The organism is Streptomyces durhamensis (assembly GCF_000725475.1).
Classification (GTDB): domain Bacteria; phylum Actinomycetota; class Actinomycetes; order Streptomycetales; family Streptomycetaceae; genus Streptomyces; species Streptomyces filipinensis.
In genome coordinates this window covers 61,736-78,799 of record NZ_JNXR01000032.1, presented here as the reverse complement: position 1 = coordinate 78,799, position 17,064 = coordinate 61,736, and the positions used below count along the sequence as shown (strand labels likewise).

Sequence of the window (17,064 nt, the reverse complement as noted above, 5' to 3'; positions counted from 1 at the left end):
TCCCCCTGTAGCCCCTGTCGGCCCTGATCGGCTCTCCTGCCAGCACCGTAACCGCTGCGGCCGCGAACCCGCGCCTCAGGACCGCAAACGTCCCTGTTCGGGGTCTTCGCCCTGCGCCTGCCGTATCCGCCGCACGGCGAACACCGTGGTGTCGTCGTCCAGCCGGCCGCCGCCGTGCCGCAGCACCCCGTCGCGGATCCGGCGGACCAGCCGCCGGGGCTCGGCGCCGTGCTCGTCGGCGGCGAGCGCGCGGGCGATGTCCCGGGCCAGCGGATAGAAGTCGTCCGACCGGTCACGGGCCTCGGTCACCCCGTCCGTGACCAGCAGCAGCGTCTCGTCGGCGGCCAACGGCACCCGGCGCACGGGCGGCAGGCCGTCCACGAGGTCGCCGAGGCCCAGCGGCAGCCCCTCCCCGCTGGGCAGCTCGCGGACCCCGCGCGGTCCGACGGCGAGCGGGGCCTCGTGGCCGAAGTTGACCATCTCGACGGTGTCGGGGGCGTCCTCGGGGAAGCCGACCAGCACGGCGGTCGCGAAGCGGTCGCCGTCGTCCCGGCCCAGCGCGCGGCTGTGCGAGCGGTGCCGCAGCATCCGGATCTCCAGGCGTTCGGCGACGGTCGCGAGCTCCTTCTCGTGGTAGCCGGCCTCGCGGAAGGTGCCGAGCAGCGCGGCGGCGGTCTCCACCGCCGCCAGCCCCTTGCCCTGCACGTCGCCGACGAGGAGGCGGGTGCCGTGCGGGCCGGGCTGGATGTCGTAGAAGTCGCCGCCGACCCGGGCGTCGACATCGGCCGCCAGATACACCCCGGCGTGTTCGAGGCCCGCCCAGCGCGGCGGCAGCGGGCGCAGCACGGTACGCCGGGTGGTCTCGGCGATGTCCTGGATGTGCAGCGTCTGCTTCTCCTTGCGCACGCGCACGGCGCAGGCCACCGTGGCCAGCAGGCCGCCGAGGGCGACCAGGACGAAGTCGCCGAGGCCGGCCTGGTACTCGCCGGGCCAGGCACTGTCGACGACGACGTACGTCACCACCGCGAGTGCGGCGAAGGCGCCCGTCGCCCACACCCCGCAGATCGCGGCGGCCGTGCCGGGGACCAGCACGATCCAGGTGATGATCCGGAACCGCTCCGTGGTGTTGAAGTCCAGCAGCACGATCGCGACGAACAGCAGCAGGGGCGACACCCAGGCGACGCTCCGGCCGCGTACGCGCAGCAGCTGGCGCTGCAGCCCGTACTCCATCTCCGTCACGGCGGGCAGCCCTCCCGGTTTCTCGGCGTCTCCCAGCGAAACACGGCAGAGAACCGGCCGCATCCGGGCACCCGCCACTCTCCTGGCCGACTTGCCAGGCCCTGCCCCCCGGTGTGCTCTGGAAGGCGGGGGGCAAGCAGAGAGAGGAGTCCTCTCATGGCTCAAGCGGCACCCGCGCCCGGGGGTGTGCCCCGCGCCGGCACCAGGCCGGAGATCGGGGCCCGGACGTCCGAGGGGCGCGCCCGCCCGCCCGACGTCTTCGACGCGCGCACCCATCGCATCGCCCACATCGCCGTCCCGGTCGTGCTGGGCCTCCTCTACGGCTACTGGGTCGCGGCCGACGCCCGCCAGGGCGGGGCCATCACCGGCGGGAACCTGCTGCTCGGGTGGATCAGCGCGCTGGTGTTCGCGGTGGTGTGCATCGCCCTGGTGACGCTGGCCCCGCGGATGCCACGGGAGCTGCACGCGCTGCTGTGGACGGCGTTCGCCGGCATCGCGTTCGGTTTCCTCTACATCCAGACGGGCCACTCGGTCTGGCGGTCCGTGCTGATGTCGCTGCTCGTCGCGGGATGCACCTTCGTCACGCTCTTCTACCGCTACTACACGCGCGAGGACGCGTTCGGCCACCGCGTGCGCTGAACGCGCGGACCGTGACGGGGAGTGCGCGGGCCCCGGCCGATCGGAGCCGGGGCCCGCGCACTCCCCTGTTCCCCTCTTCCCTCACCCCCGTCACGGTCCGGCTCCACGGGCCGGAGAGCGCGAAGGAGCGAAACCACTTCCGCTCCAGCCGCAGTTGCGGGGCCCCGCCGACACGTGGTGGCGGCCCCGCAGGAGCGTCGTGGTACGCATCAATCGCCTCCTTCTCCCCCCAGGAAACACCCGTTCGGGTGAACCCTCCACCGGAGAGCGCGGACACCCGTTCGGCCCGGCCGTCGCCCGAACGCAGTCCCCCCGCTCGCGTGCGCGCCCTGCGAGCCGTTGCCTGGAAGCGTGCCCCCACGTCTCAGGAGCGCCCTGTCGGCCGTACTGCTCGCCCTGTCCTGCGCCCTCGTGCCGTTCGGCGCGCTGGCGGCCTGGGCGGCGTACGGGCTCACCGACACGGGCCGGTACGTCACCACGATGGCGCCGCTCGCCACCGACCCGGACGTGCGGGAGGCCGTCGCGGACACGGTCGGTGACGACATCCTGCGCGCGGTCGACCAGCACCTCGACGTCCGGCCGGTACGCGGCTCCGTCCGCCCGTTCGTGCACGACGCGGTGCGCTCCTTCACCCAGACCGAGGCCTTCCAGCTGGCCTGGGACACCGGCAACCGGGTCACCCACGACGCGATCCTGCGCGCCCTGCGCGACGACGACGGCGACACGGCCGGACGTCCGGTCACCGTCGACCTCGCCCCCGTCACCGACCAGGTGAAGCGTCAGCTGACCCGGGACCATGTGCCGCTCGCCGCCCGCATCCCGGTGGAACACACCGCGGTGTCCGTGCTCCCGGCGGACCGACTGGCCTCCCTCCGGAAGGGGTTCCACGTGCTCGAAGTCGCCGGATTCTGGCTTCCGTCGGCGGCCCTCGCCTTCGCTGCCGCCGGCATCGCCCTGGCCGTCCGCCGCCGTCGCGCCGTCGCCGCGACCGCGCTGGGCACGGCCCTGGGCGGCGGGCTGCTCGCCCTGGCCCTGGCCGTCGGCCGCGGCCTCACCCTCGCCGACCTGCCCGAAGGCGTGTCCCACCCGGCCGTCGGCGCGGTCTACGACGCCCTCACCAGCACCCTGCGCACGGTCTCCTGGCTGCTGCTCGGCCTGGGCCTCACGGTCGCCCTGGCCGCATGGCTGACCCGCCGGCTACGGCCGGCCCGCCCGGCCGGGAACCCTCCCGCACCGGACCCACCCGCACCGGCACCGGCACCGCCGGTGTCCACAACCTGCAGATGACGTCGGCGGGTTGCCGCCGGCGACGACGCGGGTGAACCCGGCGCGGACGGACGGACACACCGTGACCGGCCCGCGCCCCGAGGGGCGAGGACCGGCACCGGGACGAGGACTGGCACCGGCACCGGGACGGGGACGACGACCGGCACCGGCACCGGGACGGGGACGACGACCGGCACCGGCACCGGCACCGGGACCGGGGCAAGGACCGGCACGGGACGAGGACCGACACCGGCGCCGTTGCCCACCACCTGCGGATGCCGTCAGCGGGTTGCCCCAGCGACGTCGGTGAACCCGGCGCGGGCGGACGGCCCACCCCGACCTCGGCCCGCGACCGGGACCGCGACCGCGACCGGGACCGGCACCGGGCCTGGACCGGCAGCGGCACCGGTGTCCACAACCTGTGGACGGAATCGTCGAGTTGCCCCACCTCCCGCCCCGCGGATGTCCTGGCGCGGGCGGACGGCCCCCCCGTAGGCTCGGCCCGTGAACCGACGCCCCGGACGCAGGCTCGGCGCCTGGTGTGCCGGACTGCTGCTCGCCGGAGTCGGCGTGGTGGTCGGCTGCCGGACCGCCGACACCGACGGCGTCACCCCCGTCCCCCAGCTGCTCGCCTTCCTGCCCTGGCTGCTCGTGCCGACCGGCTTCGCGCTGCTGTGCGCGCTGCTCGCCCGCTGGTGGCCGGGCCTGGTGTGCGGGATCGCCGTACTCGGTCTGCTCGCCTGGTACCTGGAGCCGTACGGCAAGGTCACCGAGCCCGGCGGTCCGCCGCTCGCCGCGCTGCGCGTGCTGACCTCCAACGTGGAGTTCGGGCGCGGCGCCCCCGCCCTGGTCCCGCGGATCCGCGGCCTGCGTCCGGACGTCGTCTTCGTCGAGGAGTGCGAGGACACCTGCCGGGCCGCGCTGGAGGGCGGCTTCGGGACCGCCTACCCGTACCGGCAGGCGGTCCGCGCGGCCGGTTCGCACGGCTCCCTCATCCTCAGCCGCTTCCCGCTGCGGCCCACCGCGGGCGTGCGCGGCACGATGGGCATGCCCGGCGCCGTCGCCGACGTACACGGCCACGCCGTACGCCTCCAACTCGCCCACCCCATGCCCCCGCTGCCCCAGCAGGTCGGCCTGTGGCACCGCGAGCTCGGCAGGCTGCGCGCCTTCGCGGCCGCCGACACCCGCACGCCCACCATCCTCGCCGGCGACTTCAACGCCACCGAGGACCACGCGGCCCTGCGCCGCATCCTCGACACCGGCCTGTCCGACGCCGCACGCCTCGCCGGAGACGACCGCATCGCCAGCTGGCCCGCGCGCACCGCCTCCGTCATCGGCGCCCAGATCGACCACGTCCTGCTCTCCCCGGACTTCACCACGACCGACGCCCGCTTCCTGCGCGTGGCCGGCACCGACCACCGCGCCCTCGTCGTGGATCTCACCCTCCACCAGCGCGGATGACGCCGGAGGGAGGGCGGCGGGCCGGTGATAATGGCGGCATGTCGCGCGAGTTCCCCATCGGCCTCACCCCTCCCGACTGGCTGGTCCGGAACCTCCGCCCCCAGCAGGCCCCCCTCAACAAGGCCGCCGTCGTCCGCGCCGCCGTGGCCATGGCCCTCCCCCTCGCGATCGGCCTGGCCACCGGATACCCGGCGTACGGCGCCCTCGCCTCCATGGGCGCCCTGTCCGGCGTCATCGGCGACACCGCCGACGCCTACCGCCTGCGCATCCTCAACATCGCCGTCCCGCAGCTCTTCGGCGCGGTCGGCGTGACGCTGGGCACGCTGGTGTACGGCCACGGCTGGTACGCGGTCGCGGCCGTCACCGGCGTCGCGCTGCTGTCCGGCATGATCTCGACGATCGGCGCGGTGGCCTCGGTCTCCGGCCTGCTCCTGCTGCTGAACTGCGTGGTGGGCGCCGGTCTCCCGCTGCCCCGGCCCTGGTGGCTGGCCCCGGCCCTGATGACCGGCGGCGGCCTGCTGGTCCTCCTGCTGGCCCTGCTGGCCTGGCCGGTGCGCTCCGGCGTGCCCGAACGCACGGCGGTGGCCGCCACCTACCGCACGGCCGCCACGCTCCTCGCCGTGGCCGGCACGGACCGCACCGAGGAGTACGACGACGCCCGCCGTGCCGTCACCCAGTCCCTCAACCAGTCCTACGACCTGATCCTGGGCCGGCGCGCCCGCCAGCACGGCCGCAGCGTCGAACCGACCCGTCTGCTCGCCCAGTTGAACGCCATCACGCCCGTGGTGGAGGCGGCCCCCGCGGCCCACCTGGCCGGCCGCCCCCTTCCGCAGCGGATCCCCGAGGCGCTCCACCACCTGGCGCAGGCCGTCGAAACCGGGTACACGGGCCCGATAGCGCTCGACCTCCCGGTACCGGTGACGGAGACCGCACGTGCGGTGGACCACGCCCTGCGCCACACGGCCGGGGTCGTCACCGCCCCCGACGTCGACCCCCGGGGCGTCGACGACCGCCTGGGCCGCCCCGCGGCACTGGGCATCCGCACGGCGCGAGCGGCCCGCAACGTCGTGCTCTCCGCCAACTCCTGGCGCTACGGCCTGCGCCTCGCGGTCTGCATCGGCATCGCCCAGGCCCTCGTCTCCCTGATCCCGGTGCCGCGCTCCTACTGGGTGGCCCTGACGATCACCTTCGTCCTGAAGCCGGACTTCGGTTCGGTCTTCTCCCGCGCCCTGCTGCGCGCCCTCGGCACGGTGGCGGGCCTGGTGATCGCGGCGGTGGTCCTGGCGGAGGTCCCGCTGGGCTGGTGGGACGTACCGGTGATGCTGGTGCTGGCCCCGCTGATCCCCGCCCTGACCCCGCGCGGCTACGGCTACCAGACAGCGGCGATCACCCCGGTGATCCTCCTCCTGTCCCACATCCTGAACCACCAGGGCACGGCACTGCTGCTGCCCCGTCTGACGGACTCGTTGCTGGGCTGCGCCATCGCCCTGACCGCCGGCTACCTCCTGTGGCCCGAGAGCTGGCGCACCCGCGTCGGCGACCGCCTGGCCGACGCGGTGGCGGACACGGCGACCTACGTGGAGACGGCCTTCGCCCCGGCCGACGACCCCGCCGCCAGGGCCCGTATGCGCCGGCGCCTCTACCGCGACCTGTCGGTGATCCGTACGGAGTTCCAGCGGGCGCTGACCGAACCACCGCCGACCGGTCGCCGCGCCGCCGCCTGGTGGCCGCTGGTCGTCGCGGTGGAACGTATCGTCGACGCGACGACGGCGGCCCGCGTCCGGGTCGGCCACGGGGCGCAGTCGCCGTCCACGGCCGAGGTCGCCCAGATCTCCCTGCAGCTCAGGGAGCTGTCGGAGGGCGTACGGGACGCGGAGACCCTGACACCGGTCCGCACGGATCTCGCAGGTCCGGCCGGCAGTGTGCTGGAACCGCTCCGCCAGGAAGTTGCGGCGGCCCGGTCGCTCGCTTCCCCCCACTGACCGCTTCGCTAACCTTACGTGTCCGTCCTGGCCAGGGATCGACGGGCATCAGCTCACGAAGGGTTGCGCACATGGGCATTCTCACTCTCCTGCGGAACGCATTCGGCCGCTCACGCAAGGCGCGCGCCGTCGAGGCAGAGGGTGCGGACCGCCTGCCGGCGCAACCGCCCGCACCCCCCGCCCCGGAAACCCCCGAGCCCTCCAGGCTCCTCCCCGAACCCTCCAAGCCCTCCGAGCCCTCCGAGCCCTCCGAAACCCCGGAGACCCCGGAGACCGCGGAGGCGGCTAAGACTGCGGAAGCGGCTAAGACCGCGGAGACCGTGGAGCCCGCGGAGGCCGTGGAGACCCCCAACACCCCTGAGCCCCAAGGCTCGACGCCCACCGTCCCCGAGCCCCGCCGCTCGGCGCCCAACGAGCACGAACTGGTGTCGGCGGCCTTCAACAACGTCCAGGTGCCGCGCCCGTCGGAGCCCACGGAGGACAACCTCCACCCGGAACCCTCCACCCCGGAAGAGCCCGAGGTCACCGGGGAAGCGGCCGAGAACACCGCCGAGCCGGAGCCCGAGGCCCAGGTCGGGCAGCCCGCCGAGACACTCGCAGAGCCGGAGCCCGAGGAGAAGCCGGAGCCCGCGGCCCAGATCGAGGAACAGCCCGCCGAGTCGCCGACGGAGCCCGAGGCCCCGGTCGAGGAGGAGGCCCAGCCTGAGAATCAGGCGGTGCCGGAGGCCGAGGTGGCGAGCGCGCCGCCGGCCGCCGACGGCGAGGACGCCCCGCAGGGGCCACCCGCGGCCGACGACGAAACCCGCACGGGTGGTGCGGGTGGGAACGAGAACCCCGCCGAAGGCGAAGCCGAGGCGAAAGACCCCTCGCCGCAGGCACCCGCACCCGCCGACACCGACGCCGACGCCGACGCCACGCGGAAGCCGACCCCCGCCACCCCCCTCACCAGGGTCAAGTCCCGCACCCCCGCCCTCGCCGCCGCCTACAAGGCCGCCACGGCCACCCTCAAGAAGACCGACCTCACCGGCACCCGAGCGAAGCTCTACCTCGTCCTGGACCGCTCCGCGAGCATGCGTCCGTACTACAAGGACGGCTCCGCGCAGGCCCTCGCCGACCAGGCCCTCGCCCTCGCCGCCCACCTGGACCCCGAGGCCACGGTCCACGTCGTCTTCTTCTCCACGGAGGTCGACGGCACCACCGACCTCACCCTCACCCCGGACCACGAGACCAAGATCGACGACATCCACGCCGGCCTCGGCCGTATGGGCCGTACCAGCTACCACGCCGCCGTGGAAGCCGTACTCGCCCACTACGACAAGCACACGGACGAGCACGCGACCCCCCGCACCCCCGCCCTCGTGGTCTTCCAGACCGACGGCGCCCCGGACGCGAAGACCCCCGCGACCCAGGCCCTCACCGCGGCGGCCGAGTCCCACCCCGGCCTCTTCTTCTCCTTCGTCGCCTTCGGTGACCACGACAACAAGGCCTTCGACTACCTCCGCAAGCTGAAGACCGGCAACGCGTCCTTCTTCCACGCGGGCCCCACCCCCCGCGAGCTGACGGACGCCGAGCTCTACGAGGGCGTACTCGCCGACTGGCGTCCGTAACGCACGGTCACCGTAGGCAACCCCTCGGGCCGCCCCTTCCCACCCTGCAGAACGGGAAGCGGGCGGCCCACCCCTGTCGGCTACGATTTCAAGGTTCGAAACCGCAGAAAACGCGACCTGGGAGCAGCCACGATGGCTCGACACCTCATCACCAGCGCCCTTCCGTACATCAACGGGATCAAGCACCTGGGCAACATGGTGGGGTCCATGCTCCCGGCGGACGTGTACTCCCGTTACCTCCGTCAGCGCGGCCACGACGTCCTGTACATCTGCGCGACGGACGAGCACGGCACCCCCGCCGAACTGGCCGCGAAGGAGCAGGGCCTCCCGGTCGACGCCTTCTGCGCCCAGGCGCACGACGCCCAGAAGGCGGTCTACGACGGCTTCGCCCTCGCGTTCGACTACTTCGGCCGCAGCTCCTCCCCGCAGAACCGCGAGATCACCCAGCACTTCGCCCGCAAGCTGAACGAGAACGGCTTCATCGAGGAGCGGGCGATCCGCCAGGTGTACAGCCCGGCCGACGGCCGCTTCCTGCCCGACCGCTATGTCGAGGGCACCTGCCCGCACTGCGGCTACGACAAGGCCCGCGGCGACCAGTGCGAGAACTGCACCCGCGTCCTGGACCCGACCGACCTGATCGACCCGCGCTCGGCGATCTCCGGTTCCACGGACCTGGAGGTCCGCGAGACCAAGCACCTCTTCCTGCTCCAGTCGAAGCTGGAGAACGAGGTCCGCGAGTGGGTCGCCCGGCACGACAAGGACTGGCCGCAGCTGGCCTCCTCCATCGCCCACAAGTGGCTGACCGAGGGCCTGCACGACCGTGCGATCACCCGCGACCTGGACTGGGGCGTCCCGGTCCCGGCCGACACCTGGCCGGAGCTGGCCGCCGAGGGCAAGGTCTTCTACGTCTGGTTCGACGCCCCGATCGAGTACATCGGCGCGACGAAGGAATGGGCCGACCAGGACCCGGAGAACCGCGACTGGAAGTCCTGGTGGTACGAGGCGGACGACGTCCGCTACACCGAGTTCATGGCCAAGGACAACGTCCCCTTCCACACGGTGATGTTCCCGGCCACGGAACTCGGCATCCGCGAGCCCTGGAAGATGGTCGACTACGTCAAGGCCTTCAACTGGCTGACGTACTACGGCGGGAAGTTCTCCACCTCGCAGAAGCGGGGCGTCTTCACCGACCAGGCCCTGGACATCCTGCCCGCCGACTACTGGCGCTACTTCCTGATCGCCAACGCCCCGGAGTCGGACGACTCGTCCTTCACCTGGGAGCACTTCACCGCCACGGTCAACAAGGACCTCGCCGACACCCTCGGCAACTTCGTCAACCGTGTGCTGTCCTTCTCGAAGAAGCGCTTCGGCGAGGAGGTCCCGGCCGGCGGGGAGCCCGGTGAGGCGGAGGCCCGGCTCGGCGAGGAGATCGCCAGGCTGCTCGCCGAGTACGAGGAGCACATGGAGGCGCTGCAGTTCCGCAAGGCCGCCGCGGCCCTGCGTGCCCTGTGGTCGGCCGGCAACTCCTACCTGGAGGAGAAGGCCCCCTGGCTGCAGATCAAGACCGACCAGGACGCAGCGGCCCTCACCCTGCGTACGGCGATGAACCTGATCCACCTGTACGCGGTGGTCTCGGAGCCGCTGATCCCGGCCACGTCCGCCGCCATGCGCCAGGCCTTCTCGCTCCAGGACGACACCGCCGTCTGGGTCACCCCGGCCGAGGCGAAGGCTCTCGCCGCCGTCCCCGCCAGCACGCCGTTCACGGTCCCGCCGGTGCTGTTCGCCAAGCTCACGGACGAGGACCTGGCCGCCTACAAGGAGCGCTTCGGCGGCGAGGAAGGCTGATCGCCCCGTACTGATGCGGGTGAGGGCGCCGAGCCCCCGGGCTCGGCGCCCTCACGTGCACGGGGGCCGGCCTGCTTCAGGACCCCGGCGCCGGTGGTGGCGGCCGATTTCCCGGCGGGCGCGGGCTCAGCCGGCGTGGCCGAGGACGAGCGCGCCGACCACGGGCGCGGCGTAGACGAGCGGGAAGGGGATGTGCGCGTACCAGCGGGCCCGCGCCACGGTGACGGCCGCGCCGAGGTAGTAGAGCACCAGGCCGGCCCCGGCCAGCACCCCGATCACGGGCACGAACAGCCCGACGACCAGCCCCACGGCCCCGGCGGCCTTGGCCAGCCCGAGCGGGGTCCACCAGGCGCGCGGCACCGCGTAGTCGGTGAGCGCCTTGACGATCCACTCGGCCCGCAGGAGCAGCACGGTCCCGGAGAACCCGGCCATCAGCGCGGCGAGCAGGGTGACGATGACGTAGGCGGTGTGCATGACCAGCTCCTGGAGAGACGCTGTGAAGGTGTGGACGTCTCTCTGACACCGCCGCGCACGGCCGTGTGACAGCGGCCCGGAAAAAATCTCTGGCAAAGTACCGATGTCGTGAACCTCCCCGAACCCCACCGGCGGCTCCTGGCGGACGTCGTCACGGCGGGCGGCCCGTACGGGCTGGTCCTCGCCGGCGGTTACGCCCTGCAGGCGCACGGTCTGCTGCGGCGCCCGCACGCGAACCTCGACTTCGCCACCGAGAGCCCCGAGCCCATGGAGCGGATCGCCGGCGCCCTCGCCGCCGCCCTGGAGGCCCGCGGCCGGCAGGTCCGGGCCGGCACCGGCACCGCCCTCACCGCCCAGCTGACGGTCACCGACCCGCCGACCGGCGAACCGTGCGCCCTCGTCCTGCACAAGGAGGCCTTCTGGCAGCCGCCGGAGCTGACCGGGTACGGCCCGGCCCTGTCCCTTGAGGACGCCGTCGGTACGAAGATCCGGGCGCTGTACGACCGGGGCGCGGCCGTCGACCTGATCGACGCGCGGGCCGCCGCGTCCCGGTTCACCCTGCCCGGTCTGGAGGAACTGGGCCGCAGGCACGCCCACGACCCGTTCGACCTGACCACCCTGCAGTCCCGGTTGACCGGCACGGACTTCTACTCCGACGGGGACTTCGTCCGCTACGGGCTGGACGAGGGCCGGGTCGGCGCGCTGCGCGCCTGGGCCCAGCACTGGTCCGACGACATCGCCGAACGGCTGCTGGAGGACGGCGCGTCCCCCGACAACGAGGAGGAGCAGGGCGAGGAGGAGCAGGGGGACTGAGGCGTGACGGCCGCCGTCGTGCGTCTCCGGCTGTCAGTGCGCCCGGAGACGGCTGTGCGCGCCGATCGTCAAGAGCCAGTCAGACAGATCGGCGCGCACGGCGGGCGCTGCTACTTCGGCTGCGGCTTCCTGATGTTCAGGTGCAGCTCGCGCAGGCGGGACTCGTCCAGCTCGGTCGGGGCGCCCATCATCAGGTCCTGGGCGTTGCCGTTGAGCGGGAAGGCGATCGTCTCGCGGATGTTGGGCTCGTCCGCGAGGAGCATGACGATACGGTCCACGCCCGGGGCGATGCCGCCGTGCGGCGGGGCGCCGAAGCGGAAGGCGCGGAGCATGCCGGCGAACTTCTCCTCGACGGTCTCGCGGTCGTAGCCCGCGATCTCGAAGGCCTTGAGCATGATCTCCGGCTCGTGGTTCCGGATGGCGCCGGAGGACAGCTCGACGCCGTTGCAGACGATGTCGTACTGCCAGCCCAGGATGTCCAGCGGGTCCTGCGTCTGCAGGGCCTCCAGGCCGCCCTGCGGCATGGAGAACGGGTTGTGCGAGAAGTCGATCGCGCCGGTCTCCTCGTCCTTCTCGTACATCGGGAAGTCGACGATCCAGCAGAAGCGGAAGACGCCGTCCTCGAAGTGGCCGGCACGACGAGCGGCCTCCACCCGCACGGCGCCCATGATCTTCGAGACCTCGTCGAACTCGCCCGCGCCGAAGAAGACCGCGTGCCCGGGGGCCAGCGACAGGCGCTTGGTCAGCTCGGCGACGTTCTCCTCGGTGAGGAACTTCGCGATCGGGCCGGACAGCGCGCCGTCCTCGCCGACACGGACCCAGGCCAGGCCCTTCGCGCCCAGGGTCACGGCGAAGTCGCCGAGCTGGTCGAAGAACTTGCGCGGCTGCGCGGACACGTCCGGCACCGGCAGGGCGCGCACGTGCTTGCCGGCGAAGGCCTTGAACTCCGAGCCCTCGAAGATGTCGGTGATGTCCACCAGCTCCAGCTTGGCGCGCAGGTCCGGCTTGTCGGAGCCGTACTTCAGCATCGCCTCGCGGAACGGGATCCGCGGGAAGGGGGAGGTGACGTGCCGGCCGCCTCCGAACTCCTCGAACAGCTCGGTCATGAGCTTCTCGATCGGCTGGAAGACGTCCTCCTGCTCGACGAAGCTCATCTCGACGTCGAGCTGGTAGAACTCGCCCGGCGAGCGGTCGGCGCGGGCGTCCTCGTCCCGGAAGCAGGGCGCGATCTGGAAGTAGCGGTCGAAGCCGGAGATCATCAGCAGCTGCTTGAACTGCTGCGGGGCCTGCGGCAGGGCGTAGAACTTGCCGGGGTGCACGCGGGACGGGACCACGTAGTCACGCGCGCCCTCGGGGGAGGTGGCGGACAGGATCGGCGTCGCCATCTCGTTGAAGCCCATCGCGGCCATCTTGTGCCGGATCGCCGAGATGACCTGCGTACGCAGCATGATGTTGCGGTGCATGCGCTCGCGGCGCAGGTCCAGGAAGCGGTACTCCAGGCGCCGCTCCTCGTTGACGCCGTCCTCGGCGTTGATGGTGAACGGCAGCGGTGCGGCGGCGCCGAGCAGCTCGACCTCGGCCACCTCGACCTCGATCTCACCGGTCGGCAGGTCCGCGTTCACGTTCTCGGTTCCACGTGAAACAACGCGGCCGTCGACGCGGACCGTGGACTCCTTGGAGATCTTGTCCAGGGCCTCGTAGGCGGGCGTGCCGGGACGGGCGACCAGCTGCGTGATGCCGTGGTGGTCGCGCAGATCGATGAAGAGGATGCCGCCCAGGTCGCGCCGATTGTGCAGCCAGCCACTGAGCCGGACGTCGGTGCCGACGTCAGAGGCGCGGAGCTGGCCGCAGGTGTGGGACCTGTACCGATGCATCGTCGTTCATCGTCCTTCGTGTATGAGGTCTGCGGGGTGTGTGCTCGCCCCGGCCAGAACGGGCACGGGGCCCGGACCCATCAAGGGTACCGGGCACGCCAAGATCGGCTCCCACCCTTGACGCCTGACCGCCCGGTGACGGCGCCGGGTCTTCGGCGACACCTCCAACCGTGAGTCTCCCCGATCGGGTGTTCTTACAGTGGCACCCCTCGATCAGGTCTTCCTAAAGTGGGGCAATGCGTACAGGCGAGACCCTCCCGTCCGTCGGGGACGTCCTCGCCGCCCTCGCGACCGGGCTATGGCGCTGGGACACGGGCGCCGGTCTGGTCACCGTGGATGCGGAGGCGGCGCGGCTGCTCGGCCTGCCCGCGCAGGCGACCACCCTCACGGAGGCCCAGACCCGGGCCCGCCTGCACCCGGAGGACTGGAACGAGATCACCGGCGTGATCCCGCTGGCGGTCGACGAGGGCACGCTCGCGGAGGTACGCATCCGGATCATGGACGGCTGCGGGAACGTCCTGCGGGTGGTCCGCAGCCGGTCCAAGCCGACCTTCGATCCCGAGCGGCGGGCGTACGAACTGATCGGCACCCTCCAGGAGGTCACCGAGCCGACCCCGGGCACACGGGCCGCCCGCAGCGCGGTCACCGGTGACTGGCGGCGCTCGCGGGAGGCGTTCCTGCTGGACGCGGGCCGGGCGCTGGCCGAGGCACGGTCCACGGCGGAGGTGCTGCGGGTGGCCGGCGGCCTGTCGATGCCGGGCTTCTCGCCGGACGGGCTCGTGGTGTTCGGGGTGGAGGGCGACCGGCTGACGATCATCGGCCAGCACGGGCACCAGCCGGGCGACCTGGGCCCCTTCTCGCACATGGCGCTGACCACGGACTACCCGGCCGCCCAGGTCGTCCGCACGGGCCGCGCGGTGTACCTGTCCTCGCCCGAGGAGTACAAGGAGCGCTATCCGGCGACCTGGCCGCTCGCCCAGCCCTTCGGCCGCCGCTCCTGGGCCTTCCTGCCGCTGACGGCGGCCGGGCGCACGATGGGTGCCTGGTTGGCGGCCTTCACCTATCCGGTGGCGTTCACACCCGACGAGCGGGCCGTCCTGGCGACGGTGGCCCGGATGCTCGCCCAGGCGCTCTCCCGGGCCGGTGCCGCGGAGTCGGAGCGGGAGCTGACGGAGGGACTGCAGCGCTCCATGCTGCCCTCGCTCGGCCCGGAGATCCCCGGCATGGATGTGGCCGCCCGGTACATCCCGACCGGCGGCGGACTCCAGGTCGGCGGCGACTGGTACGACCTGATCCCGCTGCCCTCCGGCCGGTTCGCCCTGGTCATGGGGGACGTCCAGGGCCATGACGTACGGGCCGCGGGGCTCATGGGCCAGCTGCGCATCGCGCTGCGCGCCTACGCCTCCGAGGGCCACCGCCCGGACGCCGTGCTCTCCCGGGCGTCCCGGTTCCTGCACGGCATCACGCACGACGACGAGATGACCGACCTCCGCTTCGCGACCTGCGTGTACGTGGAGGCAGACCCGGTGACCGGGACGCTGGAGATCGCCCGTGCCGGGCACCCGCATCCGGCGATCCGGATGGCCGACGGCACGGTGATGATGCGGCCGACGGCGGGCGGGCTGCCGCTGGGCATCGACCCGGACGGGGACTATCCGACGACCGGGTTCACCCTGGAACCCGGCGAGACGCTGATGCTCTGCACCGACGGCCTGATCGAGACCGGCGGCCATGACATGGAGAGCGGCTGGCGCCGGCTGCGGGCGATCCTGGAGGACCACCGGGGGACCGACGGGCCCGAGCTGGAAGCGCTGGCCGACGCGCTGGTGCAGGGTGTGCACGGGCCGTCCTCGCACCACACCACCGGCCCCCTGACCGACCGGCGCGAGGACGACATCGCGCTGGTGCTGCTGGGCCGGCCGCTGCGGGACACGGTACGGCCCACGATCCGGCGCACGCTGCTGTCGGTGGCGCAGGACGAGCCGGACCGGATCGCCGAGGCCCGCCGTCATCTGCGCGAGCTGCTGCACGACTGGGCCGGCGCCGACCAGGTCGACGCGGCCGTGCTGCTGGTCTCGGAGATGGTCACCAACGTCCTCGTCCACACCGACACCGACGCGCTGCTGCTCGCCGAGGTGACCGGCGAGGCGGGGGCGCGATGGCTGCGGGTGCAGGTCACCGACACGGGCGACGACCTGCCGCACCGGCGCCGGCCCGGCGAGCTGGCCTCCTCCGGCCGGGGCCTGATGCTGGTCGAACTGCTCGCGGACGCCTGGGGCGTGGACCCACGGGGCGAGGGCAAGAGCATCTGGTTCGAGCTCTACGAGTCGGGGGAGGCGTCGGAGGGCGGCGCGTCGGAAGAGGACGCCTGGGACGAAGACGCCTGGGGAGAGGACGCGTCGGAGGGTGTCGCGTAGCGCGTCCGCAGCTCCCGTGCGACCCCGAAGGCCGCCGCGGTCAGCGGGACCGCGAGCAGCATCCCGAGGATCCCCGCGACGGACGCCCCGCCGGTGATCGTGAGCATCACCACGGCCGGATGCATCTGCACGGTCCTGCTCTGGATGACGGGCTGGAGCACATGCCCTTCCAGCACCTGCACGGCGAGCACGACACCGAGCGCCCACAGCGCGATGACGAAGCCCCGGTCGGCGAGGGCCACCAGGACGGCCACCGTGCCGGAGATGAAGGCGCCGAGGTAGGGGATGTAGGCGCCGACGAACACCAGCGCGCCCAGGCCGAGCGCGCCGGGCACCCGGAGGATCAGCAGGCCGACGGTGATGCACAGGGCGTCGATGAACGCGATGACCGTCGTCCCGCGCATGAACCCCTCCATCGCGTCGAAGGCGCGCCGGGCGATGGCCTCCAGGGTGTCGGCGGTGCCGCCGGGCGCCACCGACCGCAGCGTGACGACGGCCTGGTGCGAGTCGCGCAGGAAGAAGAAGACGAGCAGCAGCGCCAGTACGGCCATCGCGATGCTCTCGCCGACGACGCTGACCCCGCTGATGACGTTGGACGCGGCCGTACCGCCGAACTTGCCCAGCAGCTCGCGGGCGTGGGTGGCGAGGTCGTCGAGCCCGGTGCCGGCGGCCCCGAAGTGCCGCGAGACCCCCTCGGCTGCGGCCCGCAGCGAGGCGAGGATCTGATCGCCGGTGTCGATGAGCGCGGCGACGACGATGTACAGGGCACCGCCGACGACGGCCACCACGGCGACACAGGTGAGCCCGGCCGCCACGGATGCCTGCACCCCCGCCCGCACGAGGCTCCGGTGCATCGGGCCGAGCAGCGCGGTCCCGAGCAGGGCGAGCAGCACCGGGGTGACGGCCGTACGGAACTCCCCGCACAGCCGCACCCCCACCCAGCCGACCCCGGCGACGAGCAGCAGCACGGCACACCAGGCGGCGAGGCGGCGCACGGGGTCGGGCAACAGCTGCACGCCACCAGCGGATCACGGGCGCCGGCACATGTCCTGCCGCGGGAGGCCGGGCGGGTGAGATCCGCCTCGCGCGTACGGCGTGAGCGGCCGCCCTTCCCAGGACGGCCGCTCACGCGGTGACCGCACGTGCGCTGTCGGGGTTCCTCAGCCGACGACGCCACCGAGGAGACCGTGCAGGAGGCATCCCAGGCTGAGGAGGCCGCAGTTGGTCACCGTGTTGGAGTTGTTGTTGTTGATGTTGGTGTCGGAACCGGTGTCGGTGCCGTTACCGGTGCCGTCGTCGGCGACCGTGGCCACGCTCCGCGGGGCGGGCGCCGTCTGCGCCTGAGCGGGGGCGGCCAGCGCGACGCCGCCGACGCTGAGGAGGACGCTGGCCGCGGTGCACGCGAGGGTGCTGCGGATGCTGCTCATATGTGTCTCCTGAACTGGTG

The 17,064-nt window shown here is 72.8% G+C and carries 13 protein-coding genes; 8 read left to right on the top strand and 5 right to left on the bottom strand.

Annotation, left to right across the window (positions count from 1 at the left end; all coding sequences use genetic code 11):
• Window positions 1–75 precede the first annotated feature (75 nt).
• On the bottom strand, window positions 76–1,230 hold the full coding sequence (locus tag IO33_RS0135400; RefSeq protein ID WP_051927148.1) for a PP2C family protein-serine/threonine phosphatase: 1,155 nt from the start codon (window positions 1,228–1,230) through the stop codon (window positions 76–78).
• 165 nt (window positions 1,231–1,395) lie between these two features.
• On the opposite strand from IO33_RS0135400, the gene IO33_RS0135395 reads away from it, so the two are divergent.
• The 6 genes from IO33_RS0135395 (at window position 1,396) to metG (ending at window position 10,039) form a co-directional block, all read left to right on the top strand.
• Window positions 1,396–1,878 carry a hypothetical protein gene (locus IO33_RS0135395; RefSeq protein WP_031172762.1) on the top strand — a complete coding sequence of 161 codons (483 nt, stop codon included), beginning with the start codon at window positions 1,396–1,398 and terminating at the stop codon, window positions 1,876–1,878.
• Between the two features lie 351 nt (window positions 1,879–2,229).
• Window positions 2,230–3,165 (top strand): hypothetical protein, encoded by a 936-nt coding sequence (locus IO33_RS0135390; RefSeq protein ID WP_051927143.1) that lies wholly within the window; start codon window positions 2,230–2,232, stop codon window positions 3,163–3,165.
• Window positions 3,166–3,648: 483 nt separating this feature from the next.
• On the top strand, window positions 3,649–4,605 hold the full coding sequence (locus IO33_RS0135385) for an endonuclease/exonuclease/phosphatase family protein (protein ID WP_031172758.1): 957 nt from the start codon (window positions 3,649–3,651) through the stop codon (window positions 4,603–4,605).
• A 38-nt stretch (window positions 4,606–4,643) separates the two neighbouring features.
• Window positions 4,644–6,587 carry an FUSC family protein gene (locus IO33_RS0135380; protein WP_031172755.1) on the top strand — a complete coding sequence of 648 codons (1,944 nt, stop codon included), beginning with the start codon at window positions 4,644–4,646 and terminating at the stop codon, window positions 6,585–6,587.
• Window positions 6,588–6,658: 71 nt separating this feature from the next.
• A complete protein-coding gene (locus IO33_RS0135375; RefSeq protein WP_031172753.1) occupies window positions 6,659–8,194 on the top strand; it encodes a VWA domain-containing protein in 1,536 nt (511 codons plus the stop codon).
• Window positions 8,195–8,326: 132 nt separating this feature from the next.
• Window positions 8,327–10,039, top strand: coding sequence for a methionine--tRNA ligase (gene metG, locus IO33_RS0135370; protein ID WP_031172752.1), 1,713 nt, complete (start codon window positions 8,327–8,329; stop codon window positions 10,037–10,039).
• 126 nt (window positions 10,040–10,165) lie between these two features.
• Here metG and IO33_RS0135365 read toward each other — a convergent pair whose 3' ends face one another.
• Complete coding sequence (locus tag IO33_RS0135365; protein ID WP_031172750.1) at window positions 10,166–10,513, bottom strand: DoxX family protein; 348 nt, start codon at window positions 10,511–10,513, stop codon at window positions 10,166–10,168.
• A gap of 108 nt (window positions 10,514–10,621) precedes the next feature.
• Here IO33_RS0135365 and IO33_RS0135360 point away from each other — a divergent pair, with 108 nt between their 5' ends.
• Window positions 10,622–11,326: a hypothetical protein gene (locus IO33_RS0135360; RefSeq protein WP_031172748.1), complete on the top strand. Its 705-nt coding sequence runs from the start codon at window positions 10,622–10,624 to the stop codon at window positions 11,324–11,326.
• Window positions 11,327–11,436: 110 nt separating this feature from the next.
• Here the strand turns inward: IO33_RS0135360 and aspS are convergent, their stop codons facing one another.
• Window positions 11,437–13,200, bottom strand: a complete 1,764-nt coding sequence (aspS, locus tag IO33_RS0135355; protein ID WP_031172745.1) for an aspartate--tRNA ligase — start codon at window positions 13,198–13,200, stop codon at window positions 11,437–11,439.
• Window positions 13,201–13,436: 236 nt separating this feature from the next.
• On the opposite strand from aspS, the gene IO33_RS0135350 reads away from it, so the two are divergent.
• Window positions 13,437–15,617 (top strand): ATP-binding SpoIIE family protein phosphatase, encoded by a 2,181-nt coding sequence (locus IO33_RS0135350; protein WP_031172743.1) that lies wholly within the window; start codon window positions 13,437–13,439, stop codon window positions 15,615–15,617.
• Here IO33_RS0135350 and IO33_RS0135345 read toward each other — a convergent pair.
• Window positions 15,521–16,633, bottom strand: coding sequence for an AI-2E family transporter (locus tag IO33_RS0135345; protein ID WP_051927142.1), 1,113 nt, complete (start codon window positions 16,631–16,633; stop codon window positions 15,521–15,523). The genes IO33_RS0135350 and IO33_RS0135345 overlap by 97 nt on opposite strands.
• 144 nt (window positions 16,634–16,777) lie before the next feature.
• Entirely contained in the window at window positions 16,778–17,044 is a 267-nt protein-coding gene (locus tag IO33_RS0135340; RefSeq protein ID WP_031172740.1) for a hypothetical protein, read from the bottom strand.
• Window positions 17,045–17,064 lie beyond the last annotated feature (20 nt).